The 16,238-nt window shown below is 64.2% G+C and carries 13 protein-coding genes; 5 read left to right on the forward strand and 8 right to left on the reverse strand.

The annotated features are described in order from the left end of the window. Positions 1-18 precede the first annotated feature (18 nt). On the forward strand, positions 19-1,821 hold the full coding sequence (locus XH96_RS09275) for a glycoside hydrolase family 15 protein (RefSeq protein WP_194392233.1): 1,803 nt from the start codon (positions 19-21) through the stop codon (positions 1,819-1,821). A gap of 204 nt (positions 1,822-2,025) precedes the next feature. Here the strand turns inward: XH96_RS09275 and XH96_RS09280 are convergent, their stop codons facing one another. The 6 genes from XH96_RS09280 to XH96_RS09305 are packed head-to-tail and all read right to left on the reverse strand — an operon-like array spanning position 2,026 to position 9,523. After that, positions 2,026-2,838, reverse strand: a complete 813-nt coding sequence (locus tag XH96_RS09280; protein WP_194392234.1) for an HAD family hydrolase — start codon at positions 2,836-2,838, stop codon at positions 2,026-2,028. Next, positions 2,835-3,377, reverse strand: a complete 543-nt coding sequence (locus XH96_RS09285; protein WP_194392235.1) for a gluconokinase — start codon at positions 3,375-3,377, stop codon at positions 2,835-2,837. The genes XH96_RS09280 and XH96_RS09285 overlap by 4 nt, the downstream gene beginning before the upstream one ends. Beyond that, positions 3,364-4,113, reverse strand: a complete 750-nt coding sequence (pgl, locus tag XH96_RS09290) for a 6-phosphogluconolactonase (RefSeq protein ID WP_194392236.1) — start codon at positions 4,111-4,113, stop codon at positions 3,364-3,366. The genes XH96_RS09285 and pgl overlap by 14 nt, the downstream gene beginning before the upstream one ends. After that, on the reverse strand, positions 4,113-5,624 hold the full coding sequence (gene zwf, locus XH96_RS09295) for a glucose-6-phosphate dehydrogenase (protein ID WP_194392237.1): 1,512 nt from the start codon (positions 5,622-5,624) through the stop codon (positions 4,113-4,115). The genes pgl and zwf overlap by 1 nt, the downstream gene beginning before the upstream one ends. A gap of 37 nt (positions 5,625-5,661) precedes the next feature. After that, the gene (gene gnd, locus XH96_RS09300; RefSeq protein ID WP_194392238.1) at positions 5,662-6,660 is read right to left on the reverse strand and encodes a phosphogluconate dehydrogenase (NAD(+)-dependent, decarboxylating); all 999 of its coding nucleotides are present in this window, start codon (positions 6,658-6,660) and stop codon (positions 5,662-5,664) included. Positions 6,661-6,673: 13 nt separating this feature from the next. After that, the gene (locus tag XH96_RS09305) at positions 6,674-9,523 is read right to left on the reverse strand and encodes a bifunctional transaldolase/phosoglucose isomerase (RefSeq protein ID WP_194392239.1); all 2,850 of its coding nucleotides are present in this window, start codon (positions 9,521-9,523) and stop codon (positions 6,674-6,676) included. A 284-nt stretch (positions 9,524-9,807) separates the two neighbouring features. Here XH96_RS09305 and XH96_RS09310 point away from each other — a divergent pair, with 284 nt between their 5' ends. The 4 genes from XH96_RS09310 (at position 9,808) to XH96_RS09325 (ending at position 15,281) form a co-directional block, all read left to right on the forward strand. Further along, on the forward strand, positions 9,808-9,966 hold the full coding sequence (locus XH96_RS09310; protein ID WP_194394431.1) for a hypothetical protein: 159 nt from the start codon (positions 9,808-9,810) through the stop codon (positions 9,964-9,966). Between the two features lie 528 nt (positions 9,967-10,494). Further along, positions 10,495-12,438 (forward strand): PrkA family serine protein kinase, encoded by a 1,944-nt coding sequence (locus tag XH96_RS09315; RefSeq protein ID WP_194392240.1) that lies wholly within the window; start codon positions 10,495-10,497, stop codon positions 12,436-12,438. Positions 12,439-12,468: 30 nt separating this feature from the next. Continuing rightward, positions 12,469-13,746 (forward strand): YeaH/YhbH family protein, encoded by a 1,278-nt coding sequence (locus tag XH96_RS09320; protein ID WP_194394082.1) that lies wholly within the window; start codon positions 12,469-12,471, stop codon positions 13,744-13,746. Beyond that, positions 13,743-15,281 carry a SpoVR family protein gene (locus XH96_RS09325; RefSeq protein ID WP_131869607.1) on the forward strand — a complete coding sequence of 513 codons (1,539 nt, stop codon included), beginning with the start codon at positions 13,743-13,745 and terminating at the stop codon, positions 15,279-15,281. Before XH96_RS09320 ends, XH96_RS09325 begins: the two co-directional genes overlap by 4 nt. A 282-nt stretch (positions 15,282-15,563) precedes the next feature. Here XH96_RS09325 and XH96_RS09330 read toward each other — a convergent pair whose 3' ends face one another. Both XH96_RS09330 and XH96_RS09335 read right to left on the reverse strand, forming a co-directional pair. Then, the gene (locus XH96_RS09330) at positions 15,564-15,998 is read right to left on the reverse strand and encodes a DUF1801 domain-containing protein (protein WP_371740161.1); all 435 of its coding nucleotides are present in this window, start codon (positions 15,996-15,998) and stop codon (positions 15,564-15,566) included. After that, complete coding sequence (locus XH96_RS09335) at positions 15,998-16,216, reverse strand: hypothetical protein (RefSeq protein ID WP_194392242.1); 219 nt, start codon at positions 16,214-16,216, stop codon at positions 15,998-16,000. Before XH96_RS09335 ends, XH96_RS09330 begins: the two co-directional genes overlap by 1 nt. Positions 16,217-16,238 lie beyond the last annotated feature (22 nt).

The raw sequence follows: 16,238 nt of genomic DNA on the forward strand, positions 1-16,238 counted from the left end.
CCCAGGGTTTGCACGACATTGTCTCAGAGGATCGAGGACTATGCGCTGATCGGCGATTGCGAGACCGCGGCGCTGGTCGGGCGCAACGGCTCGATCGACTGGCTGTGCTGGCCTGCCTTCGATTCCGACGCCTGCTTTGCCGCCATCCTCGGCACGCACAAGAACGGACGCTGGCTGATCGCGCCGAGCGAGACCGTGCCCCGCATCTCGCGGCGATATCTCGGCAATACCCTCATTCTCGAAACGCGTTTTGAGACGAAGAGCGGCACCGTCGCGCTGATCGACTTCATGCCGCCGCGCGGCAAGGCGTCGGACATCGTGCGGCTGGTCCGCGGCATCCGTGGCACCGTGAAGATGCGGATGGAGCTCGTCATCCGCTTCGGCTTCGGCGTGGACATTCCCTGGGTGCGACGGATCGACCATTCCTTGATGGCCATCGCCGGCCAGGACATGACGGTGTTGCGCACGCCGGTCGAGACCCGCGGCGAGGACCTGACCACCGTCTCCGACTTCGAGGTGAAGGAAGGCGAGACCGTGCCTTTCGTGCTGACTTACGGTCCCTCGCATCTTGACCCGCCTGCGCCGATCGATCCGGAGCTGGCGCTTCAGGAGACCGAGAAGTTCTGGCAGGACTGGTGCAGCCGTTGCACCCGCGACGGCGAATACCAGGAGCTCGTCCTGCGCTCGCTGATCACGCTGAAGGCGCTGACCTTCGCGCCGACCGGCGGCATCGTCGCGGCACCCACCACCTCCTTGCCGGAAAAGCTCGGGGGCAGCAGGAACTGGGATTATCGTTTCTGCTGGCTGCGCGACGCCACCTTCACGCTGCTGGCGCTGATGAACTCGGGCTACACCGAGGAAGCCTTGGCCTGGCACAATTGGCTGCTGCGCGCGGCCGCCGGATCGCCTTCGAACATGCAGATCATGTACGGCATCTGGGGCCAGCGACGGCTTCTGGAATGGGAGGCGGGCTGGCTCGGCGGCTACGAGGGTGCGCAGCCGGTGCGTGTCGGCAACGCCGCGCATGCGCAGCTCCAGCTCGACGTCTACGGCGAGTTGATCGATGCCTTTCACCAGTCGCGCATGGCCAAGCTCCAGCTCGACGACGAGACCTGGGCGCTGGAATGCGCCGTGCTCAATCATCTGGCCGAGGTCTGGGACCGGCCCGATCACGGCATCTGGGAGCGGCGCGGACAGCCCAAGCACTACGTCTTCTCCAAGGTGATGACCTGGGTCGCATTCGATCGCGGCATCAAGAGCGCCGAGACGTTTGGCTTCAAGGCGCCGCTGCTGCACTGGCGCACCCTGCGCGAGGCGATTCATCGCGACGTCTGCAACAGGGGATTTGACGCGCAGGAGAATGCCTTCGTCGAATCCTACGGCTCGAAACTGCTCGATGCCAGCGTGCTGCTGCTGCCGGCCGTCGGCTTCCTGCCGGCGTCCGATCCGCGCATCCGCGGCACCATCGCCTCCGTCGAGAAATGCCTGATGCGCGACGGTTTCGTGCTGCGGCACGATCCGCGCGAGCTGCCGGCGGACCAGCCGCCGCTCGAAGGTGCGTTCCTGGCCTGCAGCCTGTGGCTGGCCGACGCCTACGTGCTGTCAGGCGATCTCGACAAGGCGCAGGAATTGTTCGATCGCGTGGTCGGGGTCGCGAACGATGTCGGGCTGCTCGCCGAGGAATACGACTCCGTGGCCCGCCGCCAAACCGGCAACTTCCCGCAGGCGCTGACCCACATCGCGCTGATCAACACCGCGCATAACCTGTCGGCGGCGAGACAGGAGAGCGAGAAGCCGGCGGTGCAACGGTCGAAGCAGTGAATTTGGATAACCGGGATTGTATCCACAGCGAAGCTGCGCTCCCTCCCCCGCTTGCGGGGGAGGGCTGGGGAGAGGGTATCTCCACTCGCGAGAATCCCCAAGAGGAGAGAACCCTCACCCGCCGCTGCGCGGCGACCTCTCCCGCAAGCGGGAGAGGTTACAGCGAGCTCGCGGCTTGATCCGCCCGTTCAAGGCCAATTAGTTCTAGCCCACCCCATTCCACTTCAGGATCATCTCCATCGCCTCCGCAAAACCGTCCTGCTCGTTGGTCGCGGTGACGTGGGTGGCCTGGTCCTTGACATTGTCGGCGGCGTTGCCCATGGCGATCGAGGTGCCGCTGACGCGGAACATGGCGAGGTCGTTCTGCATGTCGCCGATGGTGGCGACCGCGCCGGTCGCAATGCCCAGGCGCTTGGCCATGGCCTCGACGAAGGTGCCCTTGTCGAAGCCGGGTGGGGTGATGTCGAGATAGTAGGTCTGCGAGCGCACCGCGGTGGCTTCGCTGCCCAGCGCCTCCTGCATCGCCTTCTCGCAAGCCGCGAGCCCTGCCGCATCGGCACTGGCGCCGACGATCTTGCAAGCGCTCGAGAGGTAGGGCGAGAAATCGGACACGATGGTGGGGTCGGCGCGGATCGTGTGCTGCTCGTGGGCGACGTAGCTGCCGCTGGGATTGTCGATCAGCCATTTGTCGGTGGTGAACAGCCAGATGTCGGCGCCGAATTCGCGGAGGATCTGCAAGGACCGCTCGGCCGCGCGCGCGGGAATCAGGTGCTGCTCGACCGGCCTCATCTCGGGATCGACGATCGAGGAGCCGTTGAACGGGCCGACCGGCAGCCACAGCGCCAGCGGCTCGATCAGGAAGCGCATGCCGATCGCGGGGCGGCTGGAGGTGATGGTGAAGCCGATGCCGGCCTGATGCAGCCGCTGCACCGCGCCTCGCGCGCGTTCGGTCAGCGTCTTGTCCTTGGTCAACAGCGTGCCGTCGACATCGGAGACCACGAGTGAGATTTGCGTCATGGCAGGACCTTGGGTATCGCGCCGCCCAGCTTCAATTGGCGCACCACGCCGTCCACGATCGCTTCGACGGATTCGTCGATCGAGACGGTGACGACGTGCTCGCTGGCCTCGGGCGGCTCCAGCGTGTTGAATTGGCTCGCGAGCAGCTCCGGCGGCATGAAGTGCCCCTTGCGATGCGCCAGCCGTTCGGCGATCAGCTCCTTCGTGCCCTTCAGGAAGACGAAGCGGACGTCGTCGCGACCGCGCAGCAGCACGTCGCGATAGGTATGCTTCAGCGCCGAGCAGGCGATGATGACGTGCTCGCCGCGTCCGCACACGCGCGCGATCTCGTCGGCGATGGCATTGAGCCAGGGCCAGCGGTCTTCGTCGGTGAGCGGATGGCCGGCCCGCATCTTCTCGACGTTGCTGGCGGGATGGAAGCTGTCGCCGTCCTCGAAACGCCAGCCGAGCCGCTCGCCGAGCGCCTTGGCAACCGTGCTCTTGCCCGAACCCGACACGCCCATCACGATCAATGCACAAGGTGCTTCAGCGCGGCCCACGAAATTCCTCCGGAAGCGCGGCCTGGTCGACCAGCCAGACGGTCTCGCCATTCGAGCGCGCGCGCAAGGCCGGCAGATTCTCGCCATTGAGCAGGCGCGTCAAGATCGGTTGCTTGTCGTGACCGGCAATCTCGAACAGCATCTCGCGGCAGGAGGCCAGAACGGGCAGGGTGAGCGAGACCCGCGGCACGAAGGGCGCGACATTGGCCCTGGCGACGCCGACGACCCAGCGTCGGGTCTCTTCTATCTCGGGATAACCCGGAAATAGCGAAGCGGTGTGACCGTCCGGCCCGGCGCCCATCAGGACGAGATCGAACAGCGGGCGCTGCGGATCGAGCCGGTCTGCGCCATAAAAGGCCTGCAGCTCGCGTGCATAGGCGTCAGCGCCGGCATCCGGATTCTCGGCCGTGGTCGGAATCGGGTGGATATGGCCGGCGGGCGCATTGCGATCGAGAAACGCCGTGCGCGCGATGGCCATGTTGTTGAGCGGATCGCTCTCGGGCACGAAGCGCTCGTCGCCGATGAACCAGTGCACGCGGTCCCACGGAATCCGGCCGCGCCAGGCCTCGCTGCCGAGCAACTGATAGAGCTTCTTCGGGCTGGAGCCGCCGGTGAGGCAGATCGCGATCCGTCCGGGATTGGCCGCGATCCGCGCCATCACCCGTTCGGCCGCGGCGCGGGCGAGAGCTTCGGCATCAGCTTCGACGATCAGCTTCGGCTGGTCGGCCGCGGCCATCACGAGTATTTCCGCCAGCTTCGCCCGTCGCGCCGCAGCAGCTCATCGGCGCAGGCGGGGCCGTCGCTGCCGGCTTCATAGGTTTCGATGCCGTTGGTGCCGGCGCTTGTCCAGGCGTCCAGGAACGGCTGCACCGCCTGCCAGCCGGCCTCGACGCCGTCAGCGCGCTGGAACAGGATATTGTCGCCGATCATGCAGTCGTAGATCAGCGTCTCGTAGCCGGTCGAGGGATCGGCGCGGAAATAGTCGCCGTAGCGGAATTTCATCTCAACGCCGTCGATGGTGACGCTCGGTCCGGGGATCTTGGCGTTGAACTGAAGCTCGATGGTCTCGGTGGGCGCGATGCCGATGGTGAGGAAGTTCTGCGACAGGCGGTCGACCGCCGTGCCTGAGAACATCGACAGCGGCGCCTGCTTGAACTTGATCGCGACTTCCGTGCGCTTGTGCGCCAGCGCCTTGCCCGTGCGCAGATAGAACGGCACGCCGGCCCAGCGCCAATTGTCGATCATCAGCTTGAGTGCGACATAGGTCTCGGTGGTGCTGCCCGGCTTGACGTCCGGGGTCTTGCGATAGTCCGGAATCTCCTCATCGCCGATGCGGCCGGCGAGATATTGCGCGCGCACCGAGCTCCTCAGCGCTTCCTCCCGGCTTGGCCGCTGGATCGCGGTGAGCACCTCGGCCTTCTCGGAGCGAACCGAATGGGCATCGAAACGCGTCGGCGGCTCCATCGCGACCAGCGACATCAGCTGGAACAGGTGGTTCGGCACCATGTCGCGCAAGGCACCGGTGGCATCATAGAAGCCGCCGCGATGGCCGACGCCGAGCTTCTCCTCCACCGTGATCTGGATGTGGTCGATGTGGTTGCGATTCCAGATCGGCTCGAACATGCCGTTGGCGAAGCGCAGCACCAGGATGTTCTGCACGGTCTCCTTGCCGAGATAGTGATCGATCCGGTAGATCTGGTGTTCGTCCATGATCTTCAGGAGCTCGGCGTTGAGCGCGCGGGCCGAGGCGAGATCGGTGCCGAACGGCTTCTCGATCACCAGCCGCCGCCAGGCGCCGTTCTCCTTCATCAATCCGGTGCGGCCGAGCTCCCGCGCGGTCGGCGCGAATGCAGCCGGCGGAGTCGCGAGGTAGAACAGGCGGTTGCCGCCGGTGCCTTGCGAGCACTCCAGGGAATCCAGATGCTCGCGCAAACGGTCGAACGACGGCGGGTCCTTCGGATCGGCCTCGACGAAGGTGACGCATTGCAGCAGCTGCCTGGCGATGTCATCGTCGACAGGCCGCGTCGCAAATTCGCGCAGGCCCTTCATCAGGCTGTCGCGCAGCTCGTCATCCGACTGGCTCTTGCGGGCGACGCCGACGACGCAGAATTTTTCCGGCAACAGATTCTCGGCCGCCAGATTGTACAGCGATGGCATCACCAGCCGATGGGTGAGGTCGCCGGTCACGCCAAAGATGACGAAGGCGCAATTTTCCGGCTTGCGCTTTGGCTGCGGGTCTTTTGTCACGAATGTTCGGCCTTCGCTTGTTACGTTCTGCTCGATCTCATTTGGGCTTCGCCGCGCCCGGCTGCTTCGGCTCCTTGTGGCCGCCGAACCCTGCACGCATCGCAGAGAGAATTTTTTCGGCGAAGGTGTGTTCCTTGCGGGAACGGAAACGTGTGTAGAGCGCAGCCGTCAAGACTTCGGCTGGCACCGCCTCGTCGATCGCAGCATTCACGGTCCAGCGGCCTTCGCCGGAATCCTCGACGAAGCCGGAGTACTCCGACAGCTGGGGGCTGTCGGCGAGTGCCGTCGAGGTGAGGTCGAGCAGCCAGGACGGAATCACGCTGCCGCGCCGCCACACTTCGGCGATGTCGGCGAGATCGAAATCGTAGCGGTGATCCGCCGGCAAGGCCTCGATACTGGCATTCTTGAGAATGTCGAAACCTTCAGCATAGGCCTGCATCAGGCCGTATTCGATGCCGTTGTGGATCATCTTGACGAAGTGGCCGGCGCCCACCGGGCCGGCATGGATGTAGCCCTGCTCGATGCGGGGATCGCGGCCCTCGCGTCCCTCGGTGCGCGGAATGTCGCCGGCGCCGGGCGCGAGCGCGGCGAAGATCGGATCGAGCCGGTCGACCACCTGCTTCTCGCCGCCGATCATCATGCAGTAACCGCGGTCGAGGCCCCAGACGCCGCCTGACGTGCCGACGTCGACATAGTGGATGCCGCGCGCCTTCAATGCCTTGCCGCGGCGGACGTCGTCCTGCCAGAAGGTGTTGCCGCCGTCGATGATGACGTCGCCTTCCTGCATCACGCCCGCGATCGTGTCGATCGTCGTCTCGGTGATGTGTCCCGCAGGCAGCATCACCCAGGCGGTGCGCGGCCGCTCGAGTTTCGAGACGAACTCTTCCAGCGTCGCCGAACCTGTCGCACCGTCGGCGGCAAGGCCGGCGACGGCCTTGGCGTCCTTGTCGTAGACCACGGTCGAATGTCCGTGTCGCATCAGGCGGCGAACGATGTTGCCGCCCATCCGGCCGAGGCCGATCATGCCGAGTTGCATGTGAGAGATTCCCTTAGTTCAGCGCGTCGTTGAGCGCCGCATTGAGCGCCGCGAGGCCTTTTTTGACTCCGCCCTTCAGGTGCACACGCAGCGCACGCCGGCCGCGTTCGGTGAGCACGTCGAAATCGCCGCGTGCCTGCGCCGCCTTGATCACGCCGAAGCTCGCCTTCTGGCCCGGCACCGGCAGATCCCTGGCATCGTCCGCCGTGATCTGGAGGAACACGCCGCTGTCGGGGCCACCCTTGTAGGCCTGACCGGTGGAATGCAGGAAGCGCGGTCCGAATTCGGCGCAGGTCGCGACGTGCCGCTTCTCGCGTACCTCTAACCGCATGGCCTGGAGTGCGTCGATCGTCGCCTTGTCTCGCGCGATATAGCCGAGCAGGGCGACATAGTCGCCATGGTTCGAGCGGGAGAGATGCGCCTTCAGCCAGGAGGTGAGATCGCCATTGGCGCCGGCGGCGCGCAGTGCGGTGGCGTTGGCTTCGTCGGTGTAGAGATCGGCCTCGTCGGTGCTGACCACCGGCTGCTCTTCCGGCAGCGTGCCGGTCTTCTCGAACGCGGCGGTGAGCTCGCGGGTCTTGATCTTGGCCGCTTCCACGTCCGGCTGGTCGAACGGATTGATGCCGAGGATGCTGCCTGCCACCGCCGTCGCCATCTCGAAGCGGAAGAACTCCTGGCCGAGATGCTCGATCGACTTCATGATGATGCGCACGACGGGATGACCCGCCGCCTCGATCGCCGCGAGCTTCGAGTCATGGGCCGCGTCCGCTTCGCCGTCGACACGGATGTCGATGAAGAACCGGTCGTTGCCATAGACGCCGGGATCGCCGAGCGGCTCACCCTCGATCGGGATCAGGCCCTTGCCTTCCTTGCCGGTGGACTCCGCGATGAGCTGCTCGGCCCAGGCACCGAAATCGGCGATCTTCTTCGACGCCAGGATCGTCACCTTGTCGCGGCCCTCGACGCCTGCGAGGCCCATGGCGAGGCCAAGCTGCACGCCCGGGTTCTCAGCCGGCGGCACGTCCGGCCCGCAGGAGCGGGCCATCGCAAGCGCATGCTTGATGAAGGTCTTGACGTCGACGCCCGCAGTTGCCGCCGGCACGAGGCCGAAGGGCGATAGCACCGAATAGCGGCCGCCGATCGAAGGCTCGCCATGGAAGATGCGGGCATAGCTCAGCTTCTTCGCCGCCTTCTCCAGCGACGAGCCAGGATCGGTGACCGCGATGAAGCGATGGCCGGTCTTCACCTTCGGTCCGACGGCCTCGGCAACCCGCTCATGGAAATAGTCCTTCATCGCGTTCGGCTCTGTGGTGCCGCCGGACTTGCTGGAGACGATGAACACGGTGTTGGCGATATCGATCTTCGCCTCCATCGCCCGCACCTGCGCCGGATCGGTGGAATCCAGCACGTGCAGCTTCGGGAAGCCGGGTTTCTTGCCGAAAGTCTCGGCCAGCACTTCGGGGCCGAGGCTGGATCCGCCCATGCCGAGCACGACGGCGTCGGAGAATTTCTGGCCCTTCACGCGGCCCGCATAGTCCTCGTAATCGGCAATGTCGGCCTTGGCCGCGCTGTCGAGCCAGCCCAGCCATTTGTCCTCGTCCGCACCGGTCCAGACCGACTTGTCACGCTGCCACAGCCTGCGGATCTTGGCGGACGCCCGCCAGTCCTCGGTGCTCTCAGCCACGGCTTTGCCCAGCCCGTCGCCGAGCGAGAGAAGCTGGCGGTCGAGTGCGGGCCCGAGCACGACCGCGCGCTTGTGCGCGACGGCGCCGTAGAGCTTGTCGGCGGCATCGGCGAACAGCTTGACGCCGTCCTTGACTAGCTCCTCGGTGATCGCCTCGAGCGAGATGCCGGAGCGCTCCAGCTCCTCCAGCACGCGCCTTGCGTCCTCGACGTTCTCCTCCAGGCTGTCGCGCGGCTTGCCATGGTCGCGGAACGCATCCAGCGTCGCCGGCGGCACGGTGTTGATGGTGTTGGGACCGATCAGCTCCTCGACATAGAGGACGTCGCTGTAGTCCTTGTTCTTGGTCCCGGTGGAGGCCCACAGCATGCGCTGCGGCCTGGCGCCCTTGGCGGCGAGCTTCTCCCAGCGCGGACCCGAGAACAGGCGCTTGTAGTCCTGATAGGCGAGCTTGGCATTGGCGATCGCGACCTTGCCCTTGAGCGCGGCGAGCCGTTCCTTCTCGGATGGATCGTTGGCGCGCGCGATCTTCTCGTCGAGCTGCTTGTCGACCACCGAGTCGATGCGGCTGACGAAGAAGCTCGCCACGCTCGCGACATGCGAGGGGTCACCGCCGCCTGCGACGTATTTTTCGAGCCCGGCGATGTAGGCTTCGGCCACCTCGAGGTACACCGCCTTGGAGAACAGCAGCGTGATGTTGATGCTGATGCCGTCGCCGATCAGCTGCTCGATCGCCGGCAGGCCCTCCGGCGTTGCCGGCACCTTCACCATCAGGTTCTTGCGACCGACGTCCTTCCAGAGCCGCCGCGCCTCGGCGACCGTGCCGGATGTGTCCATCGCGAGATAGGGCGAGACTTCCAGGCTGACATAGCCGTCGCCGCCCTTGAGGCGGTCATAGACCGGGCGGAGCACATCGGCGGCGTTCTGGATGTCCTCGACCGCGACGGCCTCGAACAGGTCGGCCACGTTCCGGTCGCCGCGCTTCAACGCCTTGCCGATCGGGGCATCGTATTCGTCGGAGCTGCCGATCGCCTTCTCGAAGATCGACGGATTGGAGGTGACGCCCTTGACGCCGTCGGTGTCGATCAGCCGCTTCAGGTCACCCTTGGCGATGAAGCCACGGGCCAGGAAGTCCAGCCAGACCGCTTGTCCGTGCTTTTCCAGTTCTTTGACGGGATTCATGATGTTTATTTTCTCCAAGCCTGCGGACGAGGGGTTTCCGCGCCGGTCCTGACGCGCTATCCTCTAGCTTACATGCTCCCGGGAGGGAACCAATCAAGGGTACGTGCGTCATACCCTCCGGTGTAACTCCGTCGCGATCATGGCGATCCAGGCGGGTGTTGTAATGTCGTGTGGCCGCGAGGAGCCATGCTGCGAAACACATGTTCGCCCGCCGCGAAGATTTGGCGCTGGCCGCTGCCAATAGCCAGCGATAGGTTGCGTCTGCGGTCTCGCCGGCGGATTGCGTGATCTCCAAATTACAGTCGATGCGACAGCGGCTGCTGGTCGCGGCGGGTCTTGCCATGATCTTGCTCAGTGCGAGCCTTGCCATCGACTGCTGGGATGGTCTCGGCGACGACGAGACGACGATGACTATGTCGGCATCGCGCGGGCATTTCGGTTGAAGAATGCCGCAGCCGCAGGATGATCGCCAGGATGATCGCGTCGTCATCCGGTCGGAGGGGCCCAGCGACCGATTTTGATACACTGCTGCGCGCTTGACGCGACTGCCACGCGGGCCAGCAGCCCGTGTACTGCATTGCAGCAGGAAGATGAACGCGGCCCCAAGGCTTCTAGGTACAAGGCTTCGAGGTGCAAGGCTCGGCGTACAAGGCTTCGCCGTATAAGTGTCATAAGATCGCCGCGCCCGGATCGCTATGCTGCATTGCCGGATGGACGTATCCCCGGGAATGCCCGGATGTTGCGACCGAGTGACATTTTCTGGAAATGAGCCAATATAGACAAAGATTCGCACAAATTACAGGCATGTGCCTGTTCGTAACTCATAGAGTGCCTACGTTGTGCGTTGCGTCGAGTTGGCACCCGGGTGTCCAATGATCGTCATGTGCTCACGCTGATTCGAAACGGCCTGAGGAACGGTCCGGTAACTGCTTTCGTTTCAGCTTGTAGCGGAACTCACGCGGAGAGGGATCATGTACAACGATTCTCTATTCAATGCTTTCGCTCGGTCGTTCGAGGCGAGAAGCCAGCACGACATGTCGATGGCGGAATATCTGGAATCGTGTCGAAGCGATCCCATGAAATACGCCAACGCGGCCGAACGACTGCTAGCGGCGATCGGTGAGCCCCAGACGATTGACACGGCCAAGGACCCACGCCTTGGCCGTATTTTTTTGAACCGCACGATCCGCACCTATCCGGCCTTCGCCGGCTTCTACGGCATGGAAGAAACCATCGAGCGCATCGTCGGTTTCTTCCGCCATGCGGCGCAAGGTCTCGAAGAGCGCAAGCAGATCCTTTATCTGCTCGGCCCGGTCGGCGGCGGCAAGTCCTCGCTCGCCGAGCGGCTGAAGTCGCTGATGGAAGTGCATCCGATCTACGTGCTCAAGGCCGGCGACGAACTCTCGCCGGTGTTCGAGAGCCCGCTCAGCCTGTTTGATCCCGATCAGCTCGGCCCGATGCTGGAAGAGAAGTACGGCATTCCGCGCCGTCGTCTCACCGGCCTGATGAGCCCATGGTGCTACAAGCGGCTGGAGGCCTTCGGCGGCGACATCTCGCAATTCCGCGTCGCAAAAATCCAGCCGTCGCGGCTGCGCCAGATCGCGATCGCCAAGACCGAGCCCGGTGACGAGAACAACCAGGACATCTCCTCGCTGGTCGGCAAGGTCGACATCCGCAAGCTCGAGACCTACGCCCAGAACGATCCCGACGCCTACAGCTATTCCGGCGGCCTCAACCGCGCCAACCAGGGCGTGCTCGAGTTCGTCGAGATGTTCAAGGCGCCGATCAAGATGCTGCACCCGCTGCTGACCGCAACGCAGGAAGGCAACTACATCGGCACCGAGAACATCGGCGCGATCCCGTACACGGGCGTCATCCTCGCGCACTCCAACGAAGCGGAGTGGGCGAGCTTCAAGGCCAACAAGAACAACGAAGCCTTCATCGACCGCATCTGCGTGATCAAGGTGCCCTACTGCCTCAGGGTCACCGAAGAGCAGAAGATCTACGAGAAGCTGATCCAGGGCTCCGAGCTGGCCGCGGCGCCTTGCGCGCCGTCGACGCTGGAGACGCTGGCGCGGTTCTCGGTGATGTCGCGCCTGCGCAAGCACGAGAACTCTACCCTGTTCGGCAAGATGCGGGTCTACGACGGCGAGAGCCTGAAGGAATCCGATCCGAAGGCGCGCAGCGTCCAGGAATATCGCGACGCCGCCGGCGTCGACGAGGGCATGGACGGCGTCTCGACCCGCTTTGCCTTCAAGATCCTGGCTGCGACCTTCAACCACGATCCGCAGGAAGTCGCCGCCGACGCCGTTCATCTGATGTACGCGCTGGAGCAGGCGATCCGCCGCGAGCAGCTGCCGGAGGAGACCGAGAAGCGCTATCTCGAATTCATCAAGGCGGAGCTGGCGCCGCGCTATGCCGAGTTCATCGGTAACGAGATCCAGAAGGCCTATCTGGAATCCTACTCGGATTATGGCCAGAACCTGTTCGATCGCTACGTCGACTATGCCGACGCCTGGATCGAGGACCAGGACTTCAAGGATCCCGACACCGGCCAGCTGCTCGATCGCGAGCTTTTGAACCAGGAGCTGACGAAAATCGAGAAGCCGGCGGGGATCGCCAACCCCAAGGACTTCCGCAACGAGGTCGTCAAATTCTCGTTACGGTCGCGGGCCCAGAACGGCGGCAAGAATCCGACCTGGACCTCCTACGAGAAGATTCGCGATGTGATCGAAAAGCGGATATTCTCCCAGGTCGAGGACCTGCTTCCGGTCATCTCCTTCGGGTCGAAGAAGGACGGCGAGACGGAGAAGAAGCACGGCGAGTTCGTGGCACGCATGGTGGAGCGCGGCTACACCGAGCGTCAGGTTCGCCGGCTCGTCGAATGGTACATGCGCGTGAAGCAGGCCGGTTAAGGCGCCTGGGAGGCGAATGGAAAAGTGCCCATCCACATTATTGACAGGCGCCTGAATCCAGGCGGCAAGAGTCTTGAGAACCGTCAGCGGTTCTTGCGTCGGGCCAAGTCCCTGGTGCAGGGCGCCGTCAAGAAAACCTCGCAGGAACGCGACATCAAGGACGTCCTGGAGGGTGGTGAGGTCACGATTCCGCTCGACGGCATGCACGAGCCGCGCTTCCGCCGCGAAGGCGGAACGCGGGACATGGTCCTGCCCGGCAACAAGAAGTTCGTCGAAGGCGACTATCTGCAGCGCTCCGGCCAGGGCAGTGCCAAGGATTCCGGCCCCGGCGAAGGCGACAGCGAGGACGCCTTCCGCTTCGTGCTCAGCCGGGATGAGTTCGTCGATCTCTTCCTCGACGACCTCGAGCTTCCCGATCTCGCCAAGCGCAAGATCGCGCAGACCGAGAGCGAGGGCATCCAGCGCGCCGGCTACACCATGTCGGGCTCGCCCGCCAACATCTCGGTGAGCCGGACGGTGAAGCTCGCGCTTGCGCGCCGCATCGCGCTCAAGCGTCCCCGCAAGGACGAGATCGAGGAGCTGGAAGCCGCGGTCGAAGCATGCACGGACGAGGACGAGCGCGCGGAGCTGGTCGCCCAGCTGGAAAGGCTGAAGGCGAAGTCCAAGCGCATCCCCTTCATCGATCCGCTCGACATCCGCTACCGGCGCTTCGAGACGGTGCCGAAGCCCGTCGCGCAGGCCGTGATGTTCTGCCTGATGGACGTCTCCGGCTCGATGTCCGAGCACATGAAGGATCTCGCGAAGCGCTTCTACATGCTGCTCTACGTGTTCCTGAAGCGCCGCTACAAGCATGTCGAGATCGTCTTCATCCGCCACACCGACCGCGCCGAGGAGGTGGACGAGCAGACCTTCTTCTACGGCCCGGCCTCGGGCGGCACGCTGGTCTCCAGCGCGCTCCAGGCGATGCATGAGATCGTGCGCGAGCGCTTCAACCCGTCGGACTGGAACATCTACGCCGCGCAAGCCTCCGACGGCGACAATTCCTATTCCGACGGCGAACTCACGGGGCTCCTGCTGACCGAGAAGATCCTGCCGGTCTGCCAGTTCTTTGCCTATCTCGAGGTCGGGGAGGCAGGCGGCAGCGCCTTCGATCTCTCCGACTCCTCGCTTTGGACCCTCTACGAGCGCCTGCGCAACAGCGGAGCACCGCTCTCGATGCGCAAGGTCTCGGAGCGCAGCGAGATCTTTCCGGTGTTCCACGACTTGTTCCAGCGCCGCGAAACTGCCCAGGAGAAGACCGCTCCATGACGGAACGTTTGTTCGAAGGCGCCGATTGGGATTTCCACACCTTGCAGCGCATCACCGATGCCTGCGAGGAGGTGGCGTTGAAGGATCTCGGGCTCGACGTCTATCCGAACCAGATCGAGGTCATCACGGCCGAGCAGATGCTGGACGCCTATTCCTCGGTCGGCATGCCCTTGTTCTACAAGCACTGGTCGTTCGGCAAGCACTTCGCTTTCCATGAGGCGTCCTATCGCAAGGGCCTGATGGGGCTCGCCTATGAGATCGTGATCAACTCCTCGCCCTGCATCTCCTATCTGATGGAGGAGAACACGGCGACGATGCAGACGCTGGTGATCGCGCACGCGGCTTTCGGCCACAACCATTTCTTCAAGAACAATTACCTGTTCAAGCAGTGGACCGATGCCGACGGCATCCTGGATTATCTCGACTTCGCCAAGAACTACGTCATGCAGTGCGAGGACCGCTACGGCCGCATCGAGGTCGAGCGCACGCTCGATGCCGCGCATGCGCTGATGTCGCACGGCATCGACCGCTATCCCGGCAAGAAGAAGCTCGATCTCCGAGCCGAGGAGAAGCGGGCAGGGCGCCGCCGCCAGCATGAGGAGGAGGTCTTCAACGATCTCTGGCGCACCGTGCCCAAGGGCGTCGCCAAGAGCCGGTCCGCGCTCAGCATCGAGCGCCGCCGCAAGCTGCTCGGCCTGCCGCAGGAGAATCTGCTCTATTTCCTGGAGAAGAGCGCGCCGCGGCTGGCGCCCTGGCAGCGCGAGCTCTTGCGCATCGTCCGCCACATCGCCCAATATTTCTATCCCCAGAGCCAGACCAAGGTGATGAACGAGGGGACGGCGACCTACGTCCACTATCGCATCATGACCAAGCTGCACGAGCAGGGCCGCATCACCGACGGCAACTTCCTCGAATTCCTGGGATCGCACACCAACGTGGTGTTCCAGCCCGAGTTCGACGACCCGCGCTTCTCGGGATTCAACCCCTATGCGCTCGGTTTTGCCGTGATGCAGGACATCGAGCGCATCGTCACCAGGCCGGAGGACGAGGACCGCGAATGGTTCCCCGACATCGCCGGCAAGAACGACGTCATGGGCGTGCTGCGCGACGTCTGGGCCAATTACCGCGACGAAAGCTTCATCGGCCAGTTCCTGAGTCCCAAATTGATGCGGCACTTCCGCATGTTCCACCTGCACGACGATCCCGAGGAGCGCGCCGGCATCCGCGTCGATGCCATCCACGACGAGCGCGGCTTCCGCCGCGTCCGCCGCGAGCTGGCTCGGCAGCACGATGTCGGCTTCATCGACGCCAACATCGAGGTGGTCGACGTCGATCTCGCCGGCGACCGCCGGCTGATCCTGCATCACCACGTCATCAAGGGCTCCCAGCTCAACGAGACCGACGCCAAGCGCGTGCTCCAGCACCTCGCCGATCTCTGGACCTACGACGTCGCGCTGATCGAGGTCGATGCCAACGACAAGGTCCTGCGCGAATACGTCGTGAGCCCGCGTCCGATTCCCGCGGCGGTGGCCTGAGGCCGCTGGCTACGTGGGGTACTAGGCGAGATCCGCGTTGATGTGCCCTCGCCCCTTGTGGGAGAGGGCCGCGACGCCAGTAGACATAGGCTCACTGGGGTGAGGGGTACCTCTCCGCACTTTCCCGTGTCGATGGAGACCCCTCATCCCCGGCGCCATAGCCGAACCTTTGCTTCGGCGTCCACTTTAGAACGGCGGCCGAAGGCCGCCTATGCCACCTTCTCCCACAAAGGGCCCACACAAGGGGAGAAGGAAGGCCTCCGCGGCTGCACAATGGCTGTTCTAGGCCGATCGCTTCTTCGCCGTCTTCTTCGCCTTGGCCGCATTCAGCCCCACCGCCGCACGGATCAGCGCCTTGAACGCCTTCTCGTTGATGGTCTCGCCTTCGCGAATATCGATCGCGCGGCGCACATTTCCATCGAGGCTGGAATTGAACAATCCCGCGGGATCCTCCAGCGCCGCGCCCTTGGCAAAGGTCAGCTTCACCACTTCCTTGTAGGTTTCGCCGGTGCAGATGATGCCGTCGCGCTCCCACACGGGAACGCCGCGCCATTTCCACTCTTCGACAACATCAGGGTCGGCCTCCCTGATCAGGCCGCGGATTCGCCCCAGCATCGCGCCGCGCCAGTCGCCGAGCTCCTTGATCCGGCCGTCGATCATCTTGGAAGGCGAAGCCGCATTCGCGTCCTTTGCGCCGGTCTTCTTCGCCGTCTTCATCATCGCGCCTCGTTCACGCGGGTGCCGCGGCGGACATAGGGCAGCGCGAACAGATAGAGCCCGGTCGCGAGCAGCGGGATCAGCGGCACCAGCGCGAGGAAGCCGATCCACACGGCCTGGACCTGCATGGTCATCGCCACGATGTTGGCGATGACCGCAAGCGTGAAGGCCATCGACAGCCAGCGATGAATCTGCCGAATCCACATATGCGTGCTCATTGGGTCCTCCCTTGCAACTGAT

Source organism: Bradyrhizobium sp. CCBAU 51765 (assembly GCF_015291725.1).
In the GTDB taxonomy this organism is placed as follows: Bacteria; Pseudomonadota; Alphaproteobacteria; order Rhizobiales; family Xanthobacteraceae; genus Bradyrhizobium; species Bradyrhizobium liaoningense.

Coding starts and splice junctions, on each gene's coding strand:
- XH96_RS09335 (WP_194392242.1), bottom strand. CDS start 16,216: ATGAGCACGCATATGTGGATTCGGCAGATTCATCGCTGGCTGTCGATG.
- XH96_RS09330 (WP_371740161.1), bottom strand. CDS start 15,998: ATGAAGACGGCGAAGAAGACCGGCGCAAAGGACGCGAATGCGGCTTCG.
- XH96_RS09315 (WP_194392240.1), top strand. CDS start 10,495: ATGTACAACGATTCTCTATTCAATGCTTTCGCTCGGTCGTTCGAGGCG.
- pgl (WP_194392236.1), bottom strand. CDS start 4,113: ATGGCCGCGGCCGACCAGCCGAAGCTGATCGTCGAAGCTGATGCCGAA.
- XH96_RS09305 (WP_194392239.1), bottom strand. CDS start 9,523: ATGAATCCCGTCAAAGAACTGGAAAAGCACGGACAAGCGGTCTGGCTG.
- XH96_RS09325 (WP_131869607.1), top strand. CDS start 13,743: ATGACGGAACGTTTGTTCGAAGGCGCCGATTGGGATTTCCACACCTTG.
- XH96_RS09280 (WP_194392234.1), bottom strand. CDS start 2,838: ATGACGCAAATCTCACTCGTGGTCTCCGATGTCGACGGCACGCTGTTG.
- gnd (WP_194392238.1), bottom strand. CDS start 6,660: ATGCAACTCGGCATGATCGGCCTCGGCCGGATGGGCGGCAACATCGTT.